Source organism: Stenotrophomonas humi, assembly GCF_001431415.1.
In the GTDB taxonomy this organism is placed as follows: Bacteria; Pseudomonadota; Gammaproteobacteria; order Xanthomonadales; family Xanthomonadaceae; genus Stenotrophomonas; species Stenotrophomonas humi.
Map to the genome: position 1 here is coordinate 1 of NZ_LDJI01000010.1, position 15,902 is coordinate 15,902.

Below are 15,902 nucleotides of genomic sequence, written 5' to 3' on the forward strand. Positions count from 1 at the left end.
GGGCAGGGCGCAGCGACGCCGTTTTTGTTTCTGGGAGTGTGCGGTGGAACGGGCAGGTTCAAGGGCTGCTTGAACGGCCGCAGCGCTTGCCCGGGCAAGCGCTGCACATCTGGACTCATCGATCACGCTCTCGGCCCTGCGCTGCGGAAAGCGGCGGGATCAGAGCGTCCGGCTGATGGTGAAACTGCCGAATACCGGTGTTTCCTTCTGCCCATCAAATTCGCGCGTGCGGTGATACCGGGCAAGCGCGAACTTCCACTTGCCACGCATCACCGCCACGCCATAGCCGATGTCACCGACGAGCGGGCGTTTGTCCACGCTGTGGCTGCTACGGAAAGTGTTGCCGTCCAGCGTGATGTCGCGCAGCACCCAGCGGGCATCGCTGGTGAGGAACAGATGACTCGACCATCCCTGCGCGCGGCCGTAACGCGTTGGTGCGGTGTTTTCGCCAGCCGGGCGCATCGGTGAGCTGCCGAAGTCATCCGGCAACTTCCAGCCGAAACGCACCTCGCCACCGGCATTGGCATAGGTGGCCAGGTTACCGATCGCACCACCCCAGTGGCTGATCGCATCCCAGCCCCAGCCGGCGGCATTGCCGTTGGGCGGCCAACGCTGCATCCGTTCGTGCAGCAGTTTGAACACCGGCTCGTCGTGCAGCTGGTTGTCCCAGCCACTGAATTTCTCGTCCCCGAGCACGCTGTGGACCGCATCCTGGACCTGTTCGCCCTGAGCGGAGGGGCCGACCATTCCCAGTGCCAGCTGGGTGGTGCGCAGGTGATTGCCACTGCGCGCGTTGTAGCCGAAGTTGACCATCAGCACGCCGACATACGGCCGGTCGTCTTCGATCAGATCGGTGCGGGTGTTGTCGGTCGGCGTGTACAGCCCCTGGCCGAAGCTGAAGATCATGTTCTGCTGCTCGAATTCACCGGGATGCAGGCGCTCGAGATGGCTGTTCATCCAGCGCGCCAGGCCCGGCAGGCAGGGGTCGTCGGTGTAGTCCTGCAGGTTTGGCGACACCAGGGTGAACATCGCCCCGTTGCTGTAGCCCTGATCCTGCTGGGCACCGCCGAGCAGATCGTTGTCAACGCGGAAATTGATCGCGGGTGGATGTTCGTGCAGCGCGCTCTGTGCACATTGCCCTGCGGCCTGGGCCGGGGTGATGAAGTGCGGGCTGACAGCGAGCGCCAGGGCCAGGGGCAGCCATGCGCGGGTGAGCATCATGTCCAATCCGGAGCAAAAAAATGGTGCCCAGCTTAGCGACGGCAAAGCGATGGCAGCAGCCGTTTGCGATGGATCACATCGTTGCACGACCGGTCGAGGGGGAGATCCGGGTCGAGAATCGGCTCTTACGTTACCTATTTATTATTATTAACTGTTAATGTTGGTGATTAAGATGTGACGCCGCAGGATGACGGCGGCGGTTTCAGTTGGTTCGGACGTTTCATATCCGCGACTTCGCATGGAGTGCGGCAACAGGGGGAAAACATGAAGAGCACCATCCATCGGCCTGCCGTTCTGGCAGCCGGTTTCATCGCGTTCGCGTCGGCGACGGCAAGCTTTCCAAGCCACGCTTTTCTGGGAATGTCTTCGGGCAAGTGCAATTCGGCGCAGGGCAGTCTGCGTATCGTCGAACCGGATGACGGCATGGGGGTCTGGGCGACCTACGGTCTGCCTGCACCGACGCGCATGCTGCGCGTACTGGTCAACGACTCCAAGTGCTTCACCGTGCTGGATCGCGGCGCTGGATTCACTGCGGCGCAGGCCGAGCGGGAGCTGGCCATGGGCGGGCATCTGCAGGAAGACCAGAACATCGGCGGTGGCCAGATGCGTGGTGCGGACTTCGTGCTGGTGCCGGATATCGTGTCGCAGAACGCCAATGCCGGCGGCATGAGCCTTGGTGGCGGCGCATCCAACGGCGGCAACAAGCGCGGCTTGATGGGGGCGATGTTCAACGTCGCCACCTTGGGTGTGGCCGGCAAACTGACCACCAAAAAGCAGACCGCCGAAGTGGTGCTGACCCTGGTCGATGTACGTACGTCCGAGCAGCTCATCAGCGTGACTGGCGAAGCCAAGATCACCGACAAGGCCTGGGCAGCGGCGGTATCGGCGTCCAACCTGCAGGGCAGCGCAGGGGTGAATGTCGGCAGCTGGGACAACACCGAGATCGGTAAGGTCATCAAGGAGGCCTATGAAGAGGCCTACGAGCGGATGGTCGATGAGATCGGCAACAAGCGCGGTGCGCTCGCGAACCGCCACGTGCCGCAGGCGACGCGGGCAGCGACGCCGATAGCGCCGCCAGATGCCTACCAGACGCTGGCTGCATCGCAGGCAAGGCTGGCCAATGCCGCGGCAGCAAGGTTGCAGGCAGGGTCGGCAGCCCCGCAGGCGAGGCATGCCGAAACCGGGAACGGTTACGCGATGGATGGCATGTCGCAGCAAGGCGGTATGGCGGGTCAGGCCGTGCAGCATCTTGCAGGTCAAGGTGTCGGTGCCGGCTTGGCACAGGCTGCAATGGGCGCGATGGCCGGGCAGGACGGCATGGTTGGTGCTGCAAGCCAGGTCGCCCAGCAGGTTGCAGGCCAGGGTATTGGCGCCGGTGTGGCGCAGGCTGCGATGGGTGTGATGGCTCAGCAGGGCGGCATGGCCGGTGTTGCCGGCCAGGTGGTACAGCAGGTTGCAGGTCAGGGTGTTGGTGCTGGTGTGGCGCAGGCTGCGATGGGTTTGATGGCTCAGCAGGGCGGCATGGTTGGCGCCGCCGGCCAGGTGGCGCAGCAGGTTGCAGGCCAGGGTGTCGGTGCTGGCGTGGCGCAGGCTGCGATGGGCCTGGCTGCTCAGCAGGGCGGCATGTTGGGCGCCGCTGGCCAGGTGGCACAGCAGGTTGCAGGCCAGAGCGGGAACGCGGGCACCATGATGCTGCATCGCATGGCGCGACTGCTGTCCCAGCCGGATAGCCAGGCGACCGTGGTGGCTGAACTCAAGCCGGGCATGCTCGCTTACCCCACGGGGGGGCGTAATGGCGGAATGATCGAAGTCGACGATGAGATGGGCAATCGTGGCTGGTTGCCATCGGCGGTGCTGGGTACCAAGCAGTAACCGACGACACCCGCCGGACGGTCCGGCACGGATCGTGGTTCTGCGCCAGGTGCTGGTTCAGGTTGATGTGATGGATTTGCTTGACCTCCTGCCGCGCCAGACGGGGCTTGGCCTGCACGCCAGGCCCCGTCGATGTTTGCTGGCAACCGTAAAGTCCGTGTTGTAGGATCGCTCGCGACCGGCCCGCGCTTGCCTGATCGGTATCACGAAGGACCAGGATCTTGCCGCAAGGTCTCTAAGCCAAAGGAACGCACCTCGAATGGTGCAGGTAACGGGGATAGTTAAGTGATGCGTAATGTATTTTCGCCGCTCGTCGCAGCGGCTTTGACTGTGGGTATTGGTGCGGTGCTGGTCAGCCAGCCGGCCGAAGCGGCGTTCAAGACCCGTGGCACCCAGGCACAGGAACAGCGCAAGGAAGCTGCCGCGCAGATTCCGGTGTGCCAGCGTCCCATCGGTACGCTCTCGGTGATCGAGCCGGAAGACTCCACGCATTGGTGGACCGGCCAGCAGTTGCCTGCGCCGTCGCGCCTGATCAAGGCCTTCGTCAACCGTTCGCGTTGCTTCACCCTCGTTGACCGTGGCGCCGGCATGGCCGCAGGCCAGTTCGAGCGTGAGCTGGCAGCCAGTGGTGACCTGCGTGGTCGCTCCAACGTCGGCAAGGGCCAGATCCGGGCCGCCGATTACGTGATGATTCCCGATCTGATCTCGCAGAACAGCAACGCCGGCGGCAATGCCCTGGGCGGCCTGCTGGGTGGTCTGATCGGTGGTCGTGCCGGCGCGGTGGTCGGTGGTCTGAACTTCACCAGCAAGACCGCTGACGTGGTGCTGACCGTGACCGACGTGCGTTCGTCGGAGCAGGTGGCCATCTCCGAAGGTTCGGCCCGCAAGAGCGACATGGGCTTTGGTGCCAGCGGCGGCCTGTTCGGCGGCAGCGGCCTGGGCGCAGCTGGCGTTGGCGGTTATGCCAACACCGAAATCGGTCAGGTGATCACCATGGCGTACCTGCAGGCCTATACCGACATCATCGCCCAGCTGGGCGGGTTGCCGGAGAACGCCTCCGCCGCGGCTGCGCAGCAGGCCGTGACCGTGACCCGCGCTGGCCGTCTGCTGGCCAATGCGCGCGGTACCGGCGCCCCGGTGCGCACCCTGGAAGCGGGCATGATGCTGTACCCGACCGGCACCAAGGAAGGCGCGATGTGGGAAGTCGAGGACGAACTGGGCAACCGTGGCTGGGTGTCGTCCACCCTGCTTCAGCTGTCCAAGTAAACCTGGGCTTTACCGTGAAGGGCCGCGCAAGCGGCCCTTCATTCATTCATTGCGTGGAGTCACGCCCGGCTGAGGCGTTGAGCGCCGTGCTTTGACAAGAGCAGCGATGGCCAGCGGACACCTGCTTCCAGGTGCGGCCTTTGCCGAGCAGGCTGGCAACACAAGGGTTTTCGTTCATGGAAGGCTGTGGGCCGGCCATGGCCTTGGGTTTGCCTGCTTTCGGCCCGATAATGTCGGGCATGGAAATCAAGTCCGACAACCCTGAACACGGCTACCAGTTCCCCGGCACCTTCGAGTTGAGCGCCATGGGCGCGGCCAACATCGGGCTGGAGCGGGAGCTGCCGCAGCTGCTGCAGAACGCAGGCATCGAAGTGCTGGAAGAGCGCATCAGCTGGAAGCACTCTTCCAACGACAAGTACGTGTCCGTGCGCATCGCCTTCAAGGCGGAGAACCGCGAGCAGTACGACGCCGCGCACGAGGCCCTGCGCAACCACCCGGAAGTGAAGTGGACGCTGTAACCAGCTGCGTCGCCGCCCCGGCGTTGCCGACCACGCCACGCACTGCCGTGCAGCGCGAGCTGGGGCGGCAGGCATATGAGCCGGTCTGGCACGCCATGCAGCGCTTCACCGATACGCGTGATGACGCCACCGCCGATGAACTGTGGGTGGTCGAGCACGACCCGGTGTTCACCCTGGGCCAGGCTGGCAAGGCCGAACATGTGCTGGCAGCCGGGGATATCCCGGTGCTGCATGTGGACCGTGGCGGCCAGGTGACCTATCACGGCCCGGGCCAGATCGTGGTGTATCCACTGCTGGACCTGCGTCGGCTGGGTATCGGTGTGCGCGACTACGTGTGCCGCATCGAGCAGGCCATCATCGACACGCTCGACGAATGGAACATCGGCGCTGAACGACTCGAAGGCGCGCCCGGCGTGTATGTCGGTGGTGCCAAGATCGCCGCACTCGGCATCCGCGTGCGGCGTGGCTGCAGCTTCCACGGATTGGCACTCAACGCCGCGCTGGATCTGGAACCGTTCCACCGCATCAACCCCTGCGGCTACGCCGGGATGCAGGTGACCTCGGTGCTAGACTTGGGCGGCCCCTCGGGCATCGAGGCGATCAAGCCGGTGCTGTTGTCCCATCTGGCACAGCAGTTCGGCCTTGAACTGCTTGCAACCCCCGAATTGCCCGACCTGACTATGCGGCTCTGAGGCCGCCGATAACGCCATGACTGAAATCACCACGCGCTCCATTCCCCTGCAGGTCGTGCAGGCCGATGTTCCGTCCGCGCCGCTGCAGACCGGTGTCAAGCAGATTGGCGGTGACAAGATCGGTCGCTCGCCGGTGCAGTTCGCCGATGTGCCGGTGCTGCGCAAGCCGTCGTGGATCCGTGTGCGCATTCCCTCGGGCAATGCCGTGGCCAACCTCAAGGCCAAGCTGCGTGAGAACCGCCTGGTGACGGTGTGCGAGGAAGCCAGCTGCCCGAACATCCACGAATGCTTCGGCCATGGCACGGCGACCTTCATGATCCTGGGCGAGGTCTGCACCCGCCGTTGTTCGTTCTGCGACGTGGCCCACGGCCGTCCCAAGCCGCCGGATGCGAACGAGCCAGCCAGCCTGGGTCAAACCGTGGCCGACATGGGCCTGAAGTATGTGGTGGTGACCAGCGTCGACCGCGACGATCTGCGCGACGGTGGTGCCCAGCACTTCGTCGATTGCATCAGCGCCATCCGCGAGAAATCGCCGGGTACCCGCATTGAAGTGCTGACCCCGGACTTCCGTGGCAAGGGCCGCATGGAGCGCGCGCTGGAGATCCTCGCGCAGAACCCGCCGGACGTGTTCAACCACAACATCGAAACCGTGCCGGACCTGTACCGCAACGTGCGTCCGGGCGCGGATTACCAGTGGTCGTTGACCCTGTTGAAGAACTTCAAGGCGCAGCATCCGAACGTTCCGACCAAGTCCGGCATCATGCTCGGCCTGGGCGAGACCCTGGAGCAGGTGCAGGCCACCCTGCGCGACCTGCGCGCGCATGACGTGGAAATGATCACCATCGGCCAGTACCTGCAGCCCACCGCGCACCACCACCCGGTGCTGCGTTACTGGACGCCGGAGGAATACAAGGCGTTCGAGGACTATGGTTACGCACTGGGCTTCACCCATGTGGCCTCGGGCCCGATGGTGCGTTCGTCCTACCATGCCGACCAGCAGGCCGCGGGCGCTGGCGTCACCGTCTGAGCACACCCCGGACTAGCCGCATCCACCGGCGACCGCCTGCACGTACCTGCAGGCGGTCAAGGGCTGCTCATGTTGATTCACATTCCGCTACATCGCAGCGGCTAGGCTGCTGATGGACGGCGTGACAAGTGCTGAAACTTTCGGCACTGTCAGGCTGTCTGATCCATCCGCAATCTCCCCCTATCGTCCGGTGCCACGAGTACTTTGATGAACTACCGAGTCCCCGCTTTCCTGCTGGCATTGGCGCTGACCGTACCTGCCGCATTGTCGGCGCGTGCCGACACCAGCGTGCCGGCATCGGCCCCCACGCTCGACCAGACCACGACGTCGCGATTGGTGTACGGCCTGCTTTCGGACAGCCGTTATGCCTATCGTCCACGCCCGCTGGATGCGGCGACCTCGCAGGACGTGTTCAAGCGTTACCTGGAGTCGCTGGACAGCGGCAAGCAGTTCTTCACCAAGGAGGACGTGGATCGTTTCGCGCCCTTGGCCGCACAGACCGGTGATGCGATCCGTACCGGCCAGTTGGACCCGGCGTTCCAGGTGTTTGCGGTGTACCGCGAGCGCGTGGGAGAGCGCGTTGCCTACGCCCGCCGCCTGCTGAGGCAGGAGCCGGATTTCACCATCGATGAGCGCTTCAACTACGACCGCAAGGACGTGCCGTGGGCGACCAGCACCGAGCTGGACGACCTGTGGCGCAAGTCGGTCAAGAACGATTGGCTGCGTTTGAAGCTGGCCGGCAAGCCGGCCTCGGACATCCGCAAGACCCTGGACAAGCGTTACGAGACGATGGGTAAGACCATCAGTGAACTGAAGAACGAGGACGTGTTCTCGTTCTACATGAACGCTTACACCAGCGCGGTGGATCCGCACACTGATTACTTCACCCCGCGCACGGCCGAGAACTTCAACCAAGCCATGTCACTGTCGCTGGAAGGCATTGGTGCCCAGCTGCAGCGCCAGGACGACGTGGTGGTGATCCGCGAAGTGGTGCCCGGTGGCCCGGTGGCGATGGATGGCACGCTCAAGGCCGGCGATCGCATCGTCGGTGTCGGCCAGGGCCGCTCCGGTCCGGTCGAGGACGTGATCGGCTGGCGCATCGACGACGTGGTCTCCAAGATCCGCGGTGCCAAGGACACCCAGGTGCGGCTGGAATACATTCCCGCTGCCGACGGCGTGGATGGCAAGCACCGCATGTTGACCCTGACCCGGCAGAAGATCCGCCTGTCCGAGCAGGCTGCCAAGGGCGAGACGATGACCATCCCGGGCGCGCCCGGTGAGGCCGAGCGTCGCGTGGGTATTGTCAAACTGCCCACCTTCTATCAGGACTTCGAAGGCCGTCGCCGCAACGCTACCGACTACGCGTCGGCTACCCGCGACGTGGCCAAGCTGCTGGCGGGCTTCAAGGCCGACAAGGTCGACGGCGTGGTGCTGGATCTGCGCAACAACGGCGGTGGTTCGCTGGATGAGGCCATTGAACTGACCGGTCTGTTCATCGAGCAGGGCCCGGTGGTGCAGGTGCGTGAATCCGGCGGTCGCGTCACCGTCAACAGCGATCGCAACCCGGCCGTGGCCTGGGACGGACCGTTGGCGGTGCTGATCAACCGTGGCTCGGCTTCGGCCTCGGAGATCTTTGCCGGCGCCATCCAGGATTACGGTCGTGGCCTGGTCATTGGTGAAGCCACCTTCGGCAAGGGCACCGTGCAGAACGTCGTGCCGCTGGACCGTTGGCCGGCCAGCGAGAAGGAACGCTTTGGCCAGGTGAAGCTGACCATCGCCCAGTTCTTCCGCGTCAGCGGCTCCAGCACCCAGCACAAGGGCGTGGTGCCGGACCTGGCCTTCCCGGCCAGCGTCGACGCCAGCGAGTTCGGCGAGAGCACCTACGACAATGCGTTGCCGTGGACCCGCATCGCCGAAGTGCCGCACACCCGCTACGGCAACTTCGCACCGATCCTGCCGCGCCTGGAATCACGCCATGCGCAGCGTATCCAGAGCGATCGCGAGTTCAAGTGGTGGGAAGAAGATGTGCAGCAGTTCCGCACCGAGGCCGCCAAGAAGTACGTGTCGCTCAACGAAGCCGAGCGCCGCACCGAGCGTGACAAGCAGGAAGCGCAGCGCAAGCAGCGCCAGCAGATCCGCAAGGACCTGGGCCTGCCGCTGGATCCGCTGGCCGAGGACAGCAGTGACGACGGCCTGACCGGCAACGAGCGCGACATCGTCAAGGATGCCGCCCGCGAAAAGGCTGCCGAAAAGCGTCCGGACCCGCTGTTGAAGGAGTCGGCATCGATCCTGGCCGATGCATTGAACCTGCTGGAGAAGGACGGCCCGCTGTCGGCGCAGGTGCTGCCGCAGTCCACCGGTCCAGGGCGCTGGGCCGACTGAGCCAAGTTCGCTGAGCCCAGGCCCAACGCCGGCTCCGATGTGAATGACGCCGTCAACGTCCGTGTACGTTGGCGGCGTTATGCTTTGGGTCTTCGGTAAATGTGGAGAGCCCATGCGCACGCATCCACTGCATGCAGCCATGCTGTTGCTGCCGCTGGTCCTTGCCGGTTGCACCAGCAAAGCCAGCAACAGCACCTTGCTGCGTGAATCCTTCGATTCCGGCGACACCTACGCACGCAACCTCGATGTTGCGCCCGCGCAGGCCTGCGAGGCGGCACGTCGGGTGCTGCTGGGGCAGGGCTACGCCATCGCCCGCGCCGATGCGGCCAATGTCGAAGGCAACAAGAATTTCCAGCCCAAGGACGAAGTGCATGAGCAGCTAGTGCTGCGGGTATCGTGCGCGGCGCGTGGCGACGGCAAGGCGCAGGTATTCGTCAGTGCGGTGCAGGACCGCTATGCGCTGAAGAAGTCGCCGACGTCGGCCAGCGTTGGCGTCGGTGCCTTGGGCTCGGTATCGCTGCCGTTCGGCAGCAACGATGATTCGCTGGTGCGGGTGGCCAGCAGCACGGTGCAGGATGCGTTGTTCTACCGCAATTTCTTCGAGCGCCTGCAGCAATACGTTGATGAGATGTCACCCGCACCGACGAGCGGGGCGCCCATCCAGTGAGGCACCAGGTGCGTGTGCTGGGTCGAATGGCAGGCCGCGCGCTGTGGGCAGTTGCATTGTGCGGCGCATGCGCATCGAGCGTATCGGCCAGTGGCGGGTGTGGCATGGCGTTGTTGCGCGAACTCGGCTGGCAGGTGAGCGACAGTGCCGTCACGCAACCGTTGATTGCAGGCGGCACGCCCTGTCAGCGCGCGTCCCTGGCCGATGCACGGGCGCATCGCGATCTGCAGTTGCAGGTACCACGGAACTTCGGTCCGCTGCAGCGCGAACGGTTGGCTGCCGAGGTACTGCAGCAACCGGCCAGCGTGTGTGCGTATCTGTTCAGGCTGGGCGATGCGACGCGCACGGCTGCCACGCGGCTGCAGGACAACCGCGGCTATCGCTTCTCGGCCGTGCAGCTGGGTTGGATAGGCTTTGGCCTGGGCGGCGCCAAGACGCAGGGTTGGCAGCGTTTCCGTAGTTTTGGCCGTGGCTATGCGCCGGTGGCCACGAATTCACAGGCACTGGATGCGTTCTACCGCGGGCATGTGCGTTCCGAATGCGGCGTGGGGCGACAGGTTGCGCAACTGGCAACGCAGCGTGAGTTGTATGGCGATGCGTTGTTCGACCGGGAGTTCAGCGCTGGTGAGCTGTCGATTGGTACGTTCCTCACCCTGCACCAGACCGACAGCATCCTGCTGGGCCACAGTGCCGGTGAATTCTTTGCCGATGGCAAGGCGGTGCGTACCTCAGCCATGGGGCGGCAGGCGTTCATGGGTGCACCGGGTTTTATCGCGCATGTGTTCGACAGGAAGTATCTGGATGACATCCACAACCAGGCCGAGAATTTCGTCATCACCGATCTCAGTGCCGCCGCCGCGCAGGCGCTGGCGAGGCACGGTGGCTTTGCGCACTACGACGCGGTGAACCGGCAGGTATGGGAGCTGTCGCAACAGATGCCGGGCGCTGGCTGGCGCCGCTTCGAGCGCCTGCTGTATGAGCGTGACCCGGTCCTGCGCGCGGCGCTGCCGCCGGAGCAGCAGCAGGTGCTGGCGCGTATCGACACGTTGCTGGCCGATCCGGTCTATCGCGAGCTGATGCTCTACGTGCATCCCAAGGGCGTGCGCCCTTTGGGGTATCACATTGCCCGCTTGCTCGACCGTAATCCGCGCACACCTTTCAGTATCGACCTGGCCCTGCACAATCTGCACACCACGCTTTACCGGCGCTGGGTGGACGCGCATCTGCGCGCCTGCGGCAATGTATTTGGCGACACAACCAACGGAGATGGAACATGGAACTGGGCATGATCGGGCTGGGGCGCATGGGCGCCAACATGGCGCAGCGGCTGCAGCGTGGAGGCGTCACCGTCACCGGCTTTGATCCGGGCGAGCAGGCGCGCGCGCAGGTGCTTGAAAACGGCATCGCCGCGGTGGAGTCGTTGCAGGCGCTGGTGCAGGCGCTGCCGGCGCCGCGTGTGCTGTGGCTGATGGTGCCCTCCAAGGTCGTGGATGCCACACTCGATGCGCTGCTGCCCCTGTTGTCGCCACATGACGTGGTGATCGATGGTGGCAACTCCTGGTACCGAGATTCACTGCGACGCGCAGCGCGTTGTGCCGAACAGCAGGTGGGCTTTGTCGATTGCGGTACCAGTGGCGGTGTGTGGGGGCTGCAGGAAGGTTACTGCCTGATGATCGGCGGCGAGACGGCGGTGGTGACGCAGCTGACGCCACTGTTCAAGGCATTGGCGCCAGCGGCGGACCGTGGCTGGGCGCACGTGGGACCGGTCGGCGCCGGCCACTTCAGCAAGATGGTCCACAACGGCATCGAGTACGGAATGATGCAGGCCTATGCCGAAGGCTTCGCGTTGATGCAGAAGAAGGCCGACCTGGAGCTGGACCTGGCGCAGGTGGCCGAGGTCTGGCGCCACGGCAGCGTGGTGCGGTCGTGGTTGCTGGACCTCAGCGCCGACGCCCTGAAGCGCAACCCGGGCCTGGCCGGCATTGCGCCCTATGTGGAGGATTCGGGCGAAGGGCGGTGGACCGTCAGCGAGGCCATTGAGCTGGATGTCCCGGCACCGGTGATCACGCTGTCATTGCTGGAGCGACTGCGGTCGCGTGAGGACAATTCGTTCACCGACCGCATGCTCGCGGCCATGCGCAACGAGTTTGGCGGACATGCGATCAAGCCCAGTGGCGGGAGCCAGTGAATCTGACCATGTAACCGTTTGCAGGAACACGGTCACAGACGGACATCACAGGCCGTTCACACCTTCAGGATTTCGTGCAATCCTGTCCTGAGAGGTCAGTAATGCTGTCGTTTCAGTGGCGACGCCGCTGGCCGCCTGTTACCACCGTTGATGACACGCCGGCCCACAGTCGCTGCGGGCCGGCCCGTGCAAAGGGGAAGGGATGGCGCTGCGACTGACCGATGAGGACTGGGGCCGCTGGCGCCTGATCGGGCTCGCGTTGGCTGCCCTGCTCATCATCATCGTGCCGGCCCTGACGCTGCAGCGGCTGTCCCACGAAAGCATCAACGCGGCCAATTGGCTGGCGCATACCCAGGCCGTCGGTGCGCGCCTGTACAGCCTGCATGCCGGCATCCGCGATACCGAGTCCGCCGCGCTGACCCTTTCGCTGGGGGTGCAGTCGCCGGCATTGCAGCAGCGGCTGTTGCGTGGCGATCGCGCCACCCACGATCTGAACGAGCTGGTGCGGCTGCTCAACGACAGTCCCGACCAGCTGGTGCGGCTGGGCAGGATTGAATCGTTGCTCGACCACCGCATGGACCTGGCGCGGCAGATCGCGCGCAGCACCGATTCGCCGGAGCGCAAGGCACTGATCGAGGAAATGACCTTCCAGTACCCGATCCGGCCCTTGGTGGAAGAACTGCAGCAGCGCGAGAACCAGCTGCTCGCCGAGCGCACGCTCAAGGCCCGGCGCCAGCAACATCTGTCGTCGGTGGTGACCTGGTCTGCGCTGGTGGTACAGCTGCTGTTGCTGGCCCTGGTGCTGTGGTTGCTCAAGCGCCAGATCGGCAGCCGTGCAAAGGCCGAGCAGCGCCTCAGCCGGGCCAGCGCCCGAGCCAATGCGGTACTGCAGACGGTGCGTGAGCCGATCGTCCTGCTGGATGAACGACTGCGCGTGGTGTTGCACAACACGGCGTTCGCCGAGCTGTATGGCATGGACAGTGCCGAGGTTGGCCAGCGCCAGCTGCAGGATATAGGCGAGGGTGCGTGGGACGATGCCATCATCCGTCAGCGCTTGGCCGACGTGCTGCTGCGCGGCCGCGAGCTGTGGGATTTCGAGCATGAACAGCATGGCGTGGATGGCATGGCGCGCACCATGCTGATCAATGCGCGGCGCATGCACCTGCCGGACGTGGATGACGAAGTAGTGCTGATGACGATCAGCGACATCACCCTGCAGCGTGCCGTGCAGGTGCGGGTGGAGGAGCTGAACCGCCAGCTGGAAGGCAAGGTCGAGCAGATGGCCGACGTCAACCGTGAGCTGGAAGCCTTCAGTTACTCGGTGTCGCACGACCTTCGGGCGCCGTTGCGGCATGTGGCCGGTTTCTCCGACAAGCTTGGCAAGCACCTGGGTGAGGCTGCCGATGAAAGAACCCACCACTATCTGCAGGTGATCCGCGAATCGGCGCAGCGCATGGCCGAACTGATCGACGATCTGCTGGTGTACTCACGGCTGGGGCGTGGTGCGATGCGGATGCAGCCGGTGGACATGCAATCGCTGGTGGCCGATACGCGCGCGCTGCTGGATTCCAATCTGAAAGCCGAGGCTGGCATGGACGGCACCTACCGGCACGTGGAATGGAACATCGGCCCGCTGCCGGTGCTGGTGGCCGACGAGAACATGATGCGGCAGGTGTGGTTGAACCTGCTTGGCAATGCGGTGAAATACACCGCCGGTCGCGACAAGGCCGTGATTGACGTATCAGCGCAGCATCTGCCCGATGGCAGTCACCAGTTCTCGGTGAGTGACAACGGTGCGGGCTTCGACATGCAGTACGCCTCCAAACTGTTTGGTGTCTTCCAGCGCCTGCACAAAGCGTCGGAATACGCCGGTACCGGTATTGGCCTGGCCAGCGTACGCCGTGTGGTAACCCGCCATGGCGGCCGGGTCTGGGCCGAGGCACAGGTGGGCAAGGGGGCCACTTTCAGTTTCATCGTTCCTCCCGTTTCCGAACTCACTTACAAGGATGCTTCGATATGAGCCCGCTGCGTACGATCCTGATTGCCGAAGACAGCCCCGCCGACGCCGAAATGGCGATGGATGCGTTGCGTGAGGCCAATCTTGCCAATCCCATCGTGCATGTCGAGGATGGTGTGGAGGCGCTGGACTTCCTGCTGCGCCGGGGCAACTTCGCCAACCGTGAGGAAGGCTTGCCGGCGGTCCTGCTGCTGGATATCAAAATGCCCCGGATGGATGGGCTGGAAGTGCTGCAACGCATCCGCGCCGAAGAAGAGCTCAAGCGGCTGCCGGTGGTGATCCTGTCGTCCTCGCGCGAAGAGAGTGATCTGGCATGCAGCTGGGATCTGGGAGTGAATGCCTACGTGGTAAAGCCGGTGGATATCGAGCAGTTCTTCAAGGCGGTCAAGGCGATCGGCGTGTTCTGGGCGGTCATCAATCAATCACCGGAAACCGAGTAAACCCCATGCCGAACCGGGATACAGCGCTGGGGCCCCTGCGGATTCTGCTGGTGGAGGATTCGCCCGAAGATGCGGAGTTGATCGCCGATCAGCTGCTCGAATCCGGGCTGCAGGCCAGCTTTGACTGCGTGGACAACGAAGCGTGCATGTACCGTGCGCTTTCCGAGCGGATGCCGGACATCGTGTTGTCGGACCTGAGCATGCCGGGGTTCTCCGGCTACCAGGCGCTGCGCATTCTGCGTGAAATGTATCCACGGGTTCCCTTCATCTTTGTCTCCGGCACGATGGGTGAAGAGACGGCGGTGAATGCGCTGCAGGAAGGTGCCAACGATTACATCATCAAGCACCTGCCGGCGCGGCTGCCCTCGGCGGTGGTGCGCGCCATCCGCGAGGCACGCAGCGAGATCGAGCGGCTGCGGGTGGAAGATGAATTGATGCGTGCACAGCGTCTGGAAAGCCTGGCGTTGCTGGCCGCCGGGCTGGGACACGACCTGCGCAACATCCTGCAGCCGTTGTTGATCGTGCCGGACCTGATCCGCGACCGCAGCGTTGATCCCAAGATCACGCGTCTGGCCGACGTGATCGCCGAATGCGGTCGCCGTGGTCATGAGATGGTGGATTCGATGCTGTCGTTCGTGCGCGGCTCCAGCCAGCGCAGCGAGCGCATCGTGCTGCAGCGCTTGTTCCAGGCCGTTGGGATGTTGCTCAAGAGCAGCCTGCCACGCGACGTGGAGCTGCACCTTGAGGTGTCCGATGACCGGATGACGGTGGATGCCAATTACACCGAATTGCAGCAGGTGCTGTTGAACCTGGCGCTCAACGCCATCCAGGCCATGCCTGACGGTGGCAAGTTGAGTCTGGTGGCCGAGCACTGTCGTGATGCGCAGGGCGACGAACAGGTGCGCATCCGGGTGAGTGATGAAGGCATCGGTATGGACGAGGTCACGCTGCAGCGCTTGTTCAGCCCGTTCTTCACCACCAAGCCGAAGGGCACCGGTCTGGGGCTGGTGTCCTGCCACCGCATTGTCGACAGCATTGGCGGCCGGATCGAAGTAAGCAGCGTCCTGGACCGCGGCACCACCTTCGACCTGCTGTTGCCGCTGCAGATGGCAGCCTCCATCGAGGATACGGCGCCGGTGCCAAGTACCATCCGGCCTGGACGCGGCGAGCGCCTGCTGGTGGTGGACGATGAAGCCACACGGTTGTCGCTGCTGGGCAATGCACTGTCGAGCCAGGGCTATCGGATGCGCCTTGCCAGCGATGGTGCAGCGGCGATGCGGCTGATGCAGGATGCCGGCCTGCCCGACGTGGTGCTGGTGGACAGCGGTATCCCGCTGCTGTCGGCCGAGCAGTTGCTCAGGGAAATGCAGGCCATGGGATATCGCGGGCCGGCCATCGTGCTGGAGGACGCGCAGATGCCGGCATTCGTCGATGGCCAGGCACCGCCCGGCATCAGCGTGCATGTGCTGCCCAAGCCACTGGAGATGCAGCGGGTATTCCGCGCGGTGGCCGACGCATTGGGCGCGGAGTAAGCCCAGAGGCGCAGGTGGATGTCGGCCTGCGCGCTCGCTGCCCTATCATGTGCATCCCCACCACGATGCGGGGCCATGGC

The 15,902-nt window shown here is 64.4% G+C and carries 14 protein-coding genes; 12 read left to right on the forward strand and 2 right to left on the reverse strand.

The window, feature by feature from the left end; all coding sequences use genetic code 11:
- Positions 1-159: 159 nt before the first annotated feature.
- Entirely contained in the window at positions 160-1,218 is a 1,059-nt protein-coding gene (locus ABB26_RS05395; protein ID WP_057632709.1) for a lipid A deacylase LpxR family protein, read from the reverse strand.
- Between the two features lie 267 nt (positions 1,219-1,485).
- On the opposite strand from ABB26_RS05395, the gene ABB26_RS05400 reads away from it, so the two are divergent.
- Both ABB26_RS05400 and ABB26_RS05405 read left to right on the forward strand, forming a co-directional pair.
- Complete coding sequence (locus ABB26_RS05400; RefSeq protein ID WP_083490699.1) at positions 1,486-3,093, forward strand: CsgG/HfaB family protein; 1,608 nt, start codon at positions 1,486-1,488, stop codon at positions 3,091-3,093.
- A 288-nt stretch (positions 3,094-3,381) separates the two neighbouring features.
- Complete coding sequence (locus ABB26_RS05405) at positions 3,382-4,359, forward strand: CsgG/HfaB family protein (protein WP_057632660.1); 978 nt, start codon at positions 3,382-3,384, stop codon at positions 4,357-4,359.
- A 46-nt stretch (positions 4,360-4,405) separates the two neighbouring features.
- Here the strand turns inward: ABB26_RS05405 and ABB26_RS18910 are convergent, their stop codons facing one another.
- Positions 4,406-4,600, reverse strand: a complete 195-nt coding sequence (locus ABB26_RS18910) for a hypothetical protein (protein WP_152982563.1) — start codon at positions 4,598-4,600, stop codon at positions 4,406-4,408.
- Here ABB26_RS18910 and ABB26_RS05410 point away from each other — a divergent pair.
- The 10 genes from ABB26_RS05410 to ABB26_RS05455 all read left to right on the forward strand — a co-directional run bounded on the left by ABB26_RS05410 (position 4,599) and on the right by ABB26_RS05455 (position 15,822).
- On the forward strand, positions 4,599-4,877 hold the full coding sequence (locus tag ABB26_RS05410) for a DUF493 family protein (protein WP_057632710.1): 279 nt from the start codon (positions 4,599-4,601) through the stop codon (positions 4,875-4,877). The two genes, ABB26_RS18910 and ABB26_RS05410, sit on opposite strands and share 2 nt — an antisense overlap.
- Before the next feature lie 23 nt (positions 4,878-4,900).
- Positions 4,901-5,569 (forward strand): lipoyl(octanoyl) transferase LipB, encoded by a 669-nt coding sequence (gene lipB / locus ABB26_RS05415; RefSeq protein ID WP_275452812.1) that lies wholly within the window; start codon positions 4,901-4,903, stop codon positions 5,567-5,569.
- A 16-nt stretch (positions 5,570-5,585) separates the two neighbouring features.
- Positions 5,586-6,596 carry a lipoyl synthase gene (gene lipA / locus ABB26_RS05420; protein ID WP_057632662.1) on the forward strand — a complete coding sequence of 337 codons (1,011 nt, stop codon included), beginning with the start codon at positions 5,586-5,588 and terminating at the stop codon, positions 6,594-6,596.
- 207 nt (positions 6,597-6,803) lie between these two features.
- Positions 6,804-8,978, forward strand: a complete 2,175-nt coding sequence (locus ABB26_RS05425) for a carboxy terminal-processing peptidase (RefSeq protein WP_057632663.1) — start codon at positions 6,804-6,806, stop codon at positions 8,976-8,978.
- Positions 8,979-9,090: 112 nt separating this feature from the next.
- On the forward strand, positions 9,091-9,645 hold the full coding sequence (locus tag ABB26_RS05430) for a DUF2242 domain-containing protein (protein ID WP_057632664.1): 555 nt from the start codon (positions 9,091-9,093) through the stop codon (positions 9,643-9,645).
- Between the two features lie 26 nt (positions 9,646-9,671).
- Positions 9,672-10,934, forward strand: a complete 1,263-nt coding sequence (locus tag ABB26_RS05435) for a hypothetical protein (RefSeq protein ID WP_057632665.1) — start codon at positions 9,672-9,674, stop codon at positions 10,932-10,934.
- A complete protein-coding gene (gnd, locus tag ABB26_RS05440) occupies positions 10,919-11,833 on the forward strand; it encodes a phosphogluconate dehydrogenase (NAD(+)-dependent, decarboxylating) (RefSeq protein ID WP_057632666.1) in 915 nt (304 codons plus the stop codon). Before ABB26_RS05435 ends, gnd begins: the two co-directional genes overlap by 16 nt.
- 202 nt (positions 11,834-12,035) lie before the next feature.
- Positions 12,036-13,853, forward strand: a complete 1,818-nt coding sequence (locus ABB26_RS05445) for a sensor histidine kinase (RefSeq protein ID WP_057632667.1) — start codon at positions 12,036-12,038, stop codon at positions 13,851-13,853.
- Positions 13,850-14,290, forward strand: a complete 441-nt coding sequence (locus ABB26_RS05450) for a response regulator (protein ID WP_057632668.1) — start codon at positions 13,850-13,852, stop codon at positions 14,288-14,290. The genes ABB26_RS05445 and ABB26_RS05450 overlap by 4 nt, the downstream gene beginning before the upstream one ends.
- A gap of 5 nt (positions 14,291-14,295) precedes the next feature.
- Positions 14,296-15,822: a response regulator gene (locus ABB26_RS05455; protein ID WP_057632669.1), complete on the forward strand. Its 1,527-nt coding sequence runs from the start codon at positions 14,296-14,298 to the stop codon at positions 15,820-15,822.
- Positions 15,823-15,902 lie beyond the last annotated feature (80 nt).

Coding starts and splice junctions, on each gene's coding strand:
- ABB26_RS05450 (WP_057632668.1), top strand. CDS start 13,850: ATGAGCCCGCTGCGTACGATCCTGATTGCCGAAGACAGCCCCGCCGAC.
- ABB26_RS05425 (WP_057632663.1), top strand. CDS start 6,804: ATGAACTACCGAGTCCCCGCTTTCCTGCTGGCATTGGCGCTGACCGTA.
- ABB26_RS05410 (WP_057632710.1), top strand. CDS start 4,599: ATGGAAATCAAGTCCGACAACCCTGAACACGGCTACCAGTTCCCCGGC.
- ABB26_RS05400 (WP_083490699.1), top strand. CDS start 1,486: ATGAAGAGCACCATCCATCGGCCTGCCGTTCTGGCAGCCGGTTTCATC.
- ABB26_RS05405 (WP_057632660.1), top strand. CDS start 3,382: ATGCGTAATGTATTTTCGCCGCTCGTCGCAGCGGCTTTGACTGTGGGT.
- ABB26_RS05455 (WP_057632669.1), top strand. CDS start 14,296: ATGCCGAACCGGGATACAGCGCTGGGGCCCCTGCGGATTCTGCTGGTG.
- ABB26_RS18910 (WP_152982563.1), bottom strand. CDS start 4,600: ATGCCCGACATTATCGGGCCGAAAGCAGGCAAACCCAAGGCCATGGCC.
- ABB26_RS05435 (WP_057632665.1), top strand. CDS start 9,672: ATGGCAGGCCGCGCGCTGTGGGCAGTTGCATTGTGCGGCGCATGCGCA.
- gnd (WP_057632666.1), top strand. CDS start 10,919: ATGGAACTGGGCATGATCGGGCTGGGGCGCATGGGCGCCAACATGGCG.
- ABB26_RS05430 (WP_057632664.1), top strand. CDS start 9,091: ATGCGCACGCATCCACTGCATGCAGCCATGCTGTTGCTGCCGCTGGTC.
- ABB26_RS05395 (WP_057632709.1), bottom strand. CDS start 1,218: ATGCTCACCCGCGCATGGCTGCCCCTGGCCCTGGCGCTCGCTGTCAGC.
- lipA (WP_057632662.1), top strand. CDS start 5,586: ATGACTGAAATCACCACGCGCTCCATTCCCCTGCAGGTCGTGCAGGCC.
- ABB26_RS05445 (WP_057632667.1), top strand. CDS start 12,036: ATGGCGCTGCGACTGACCGATGAGGACTGGGGCCGCTGGCGCCTGATC.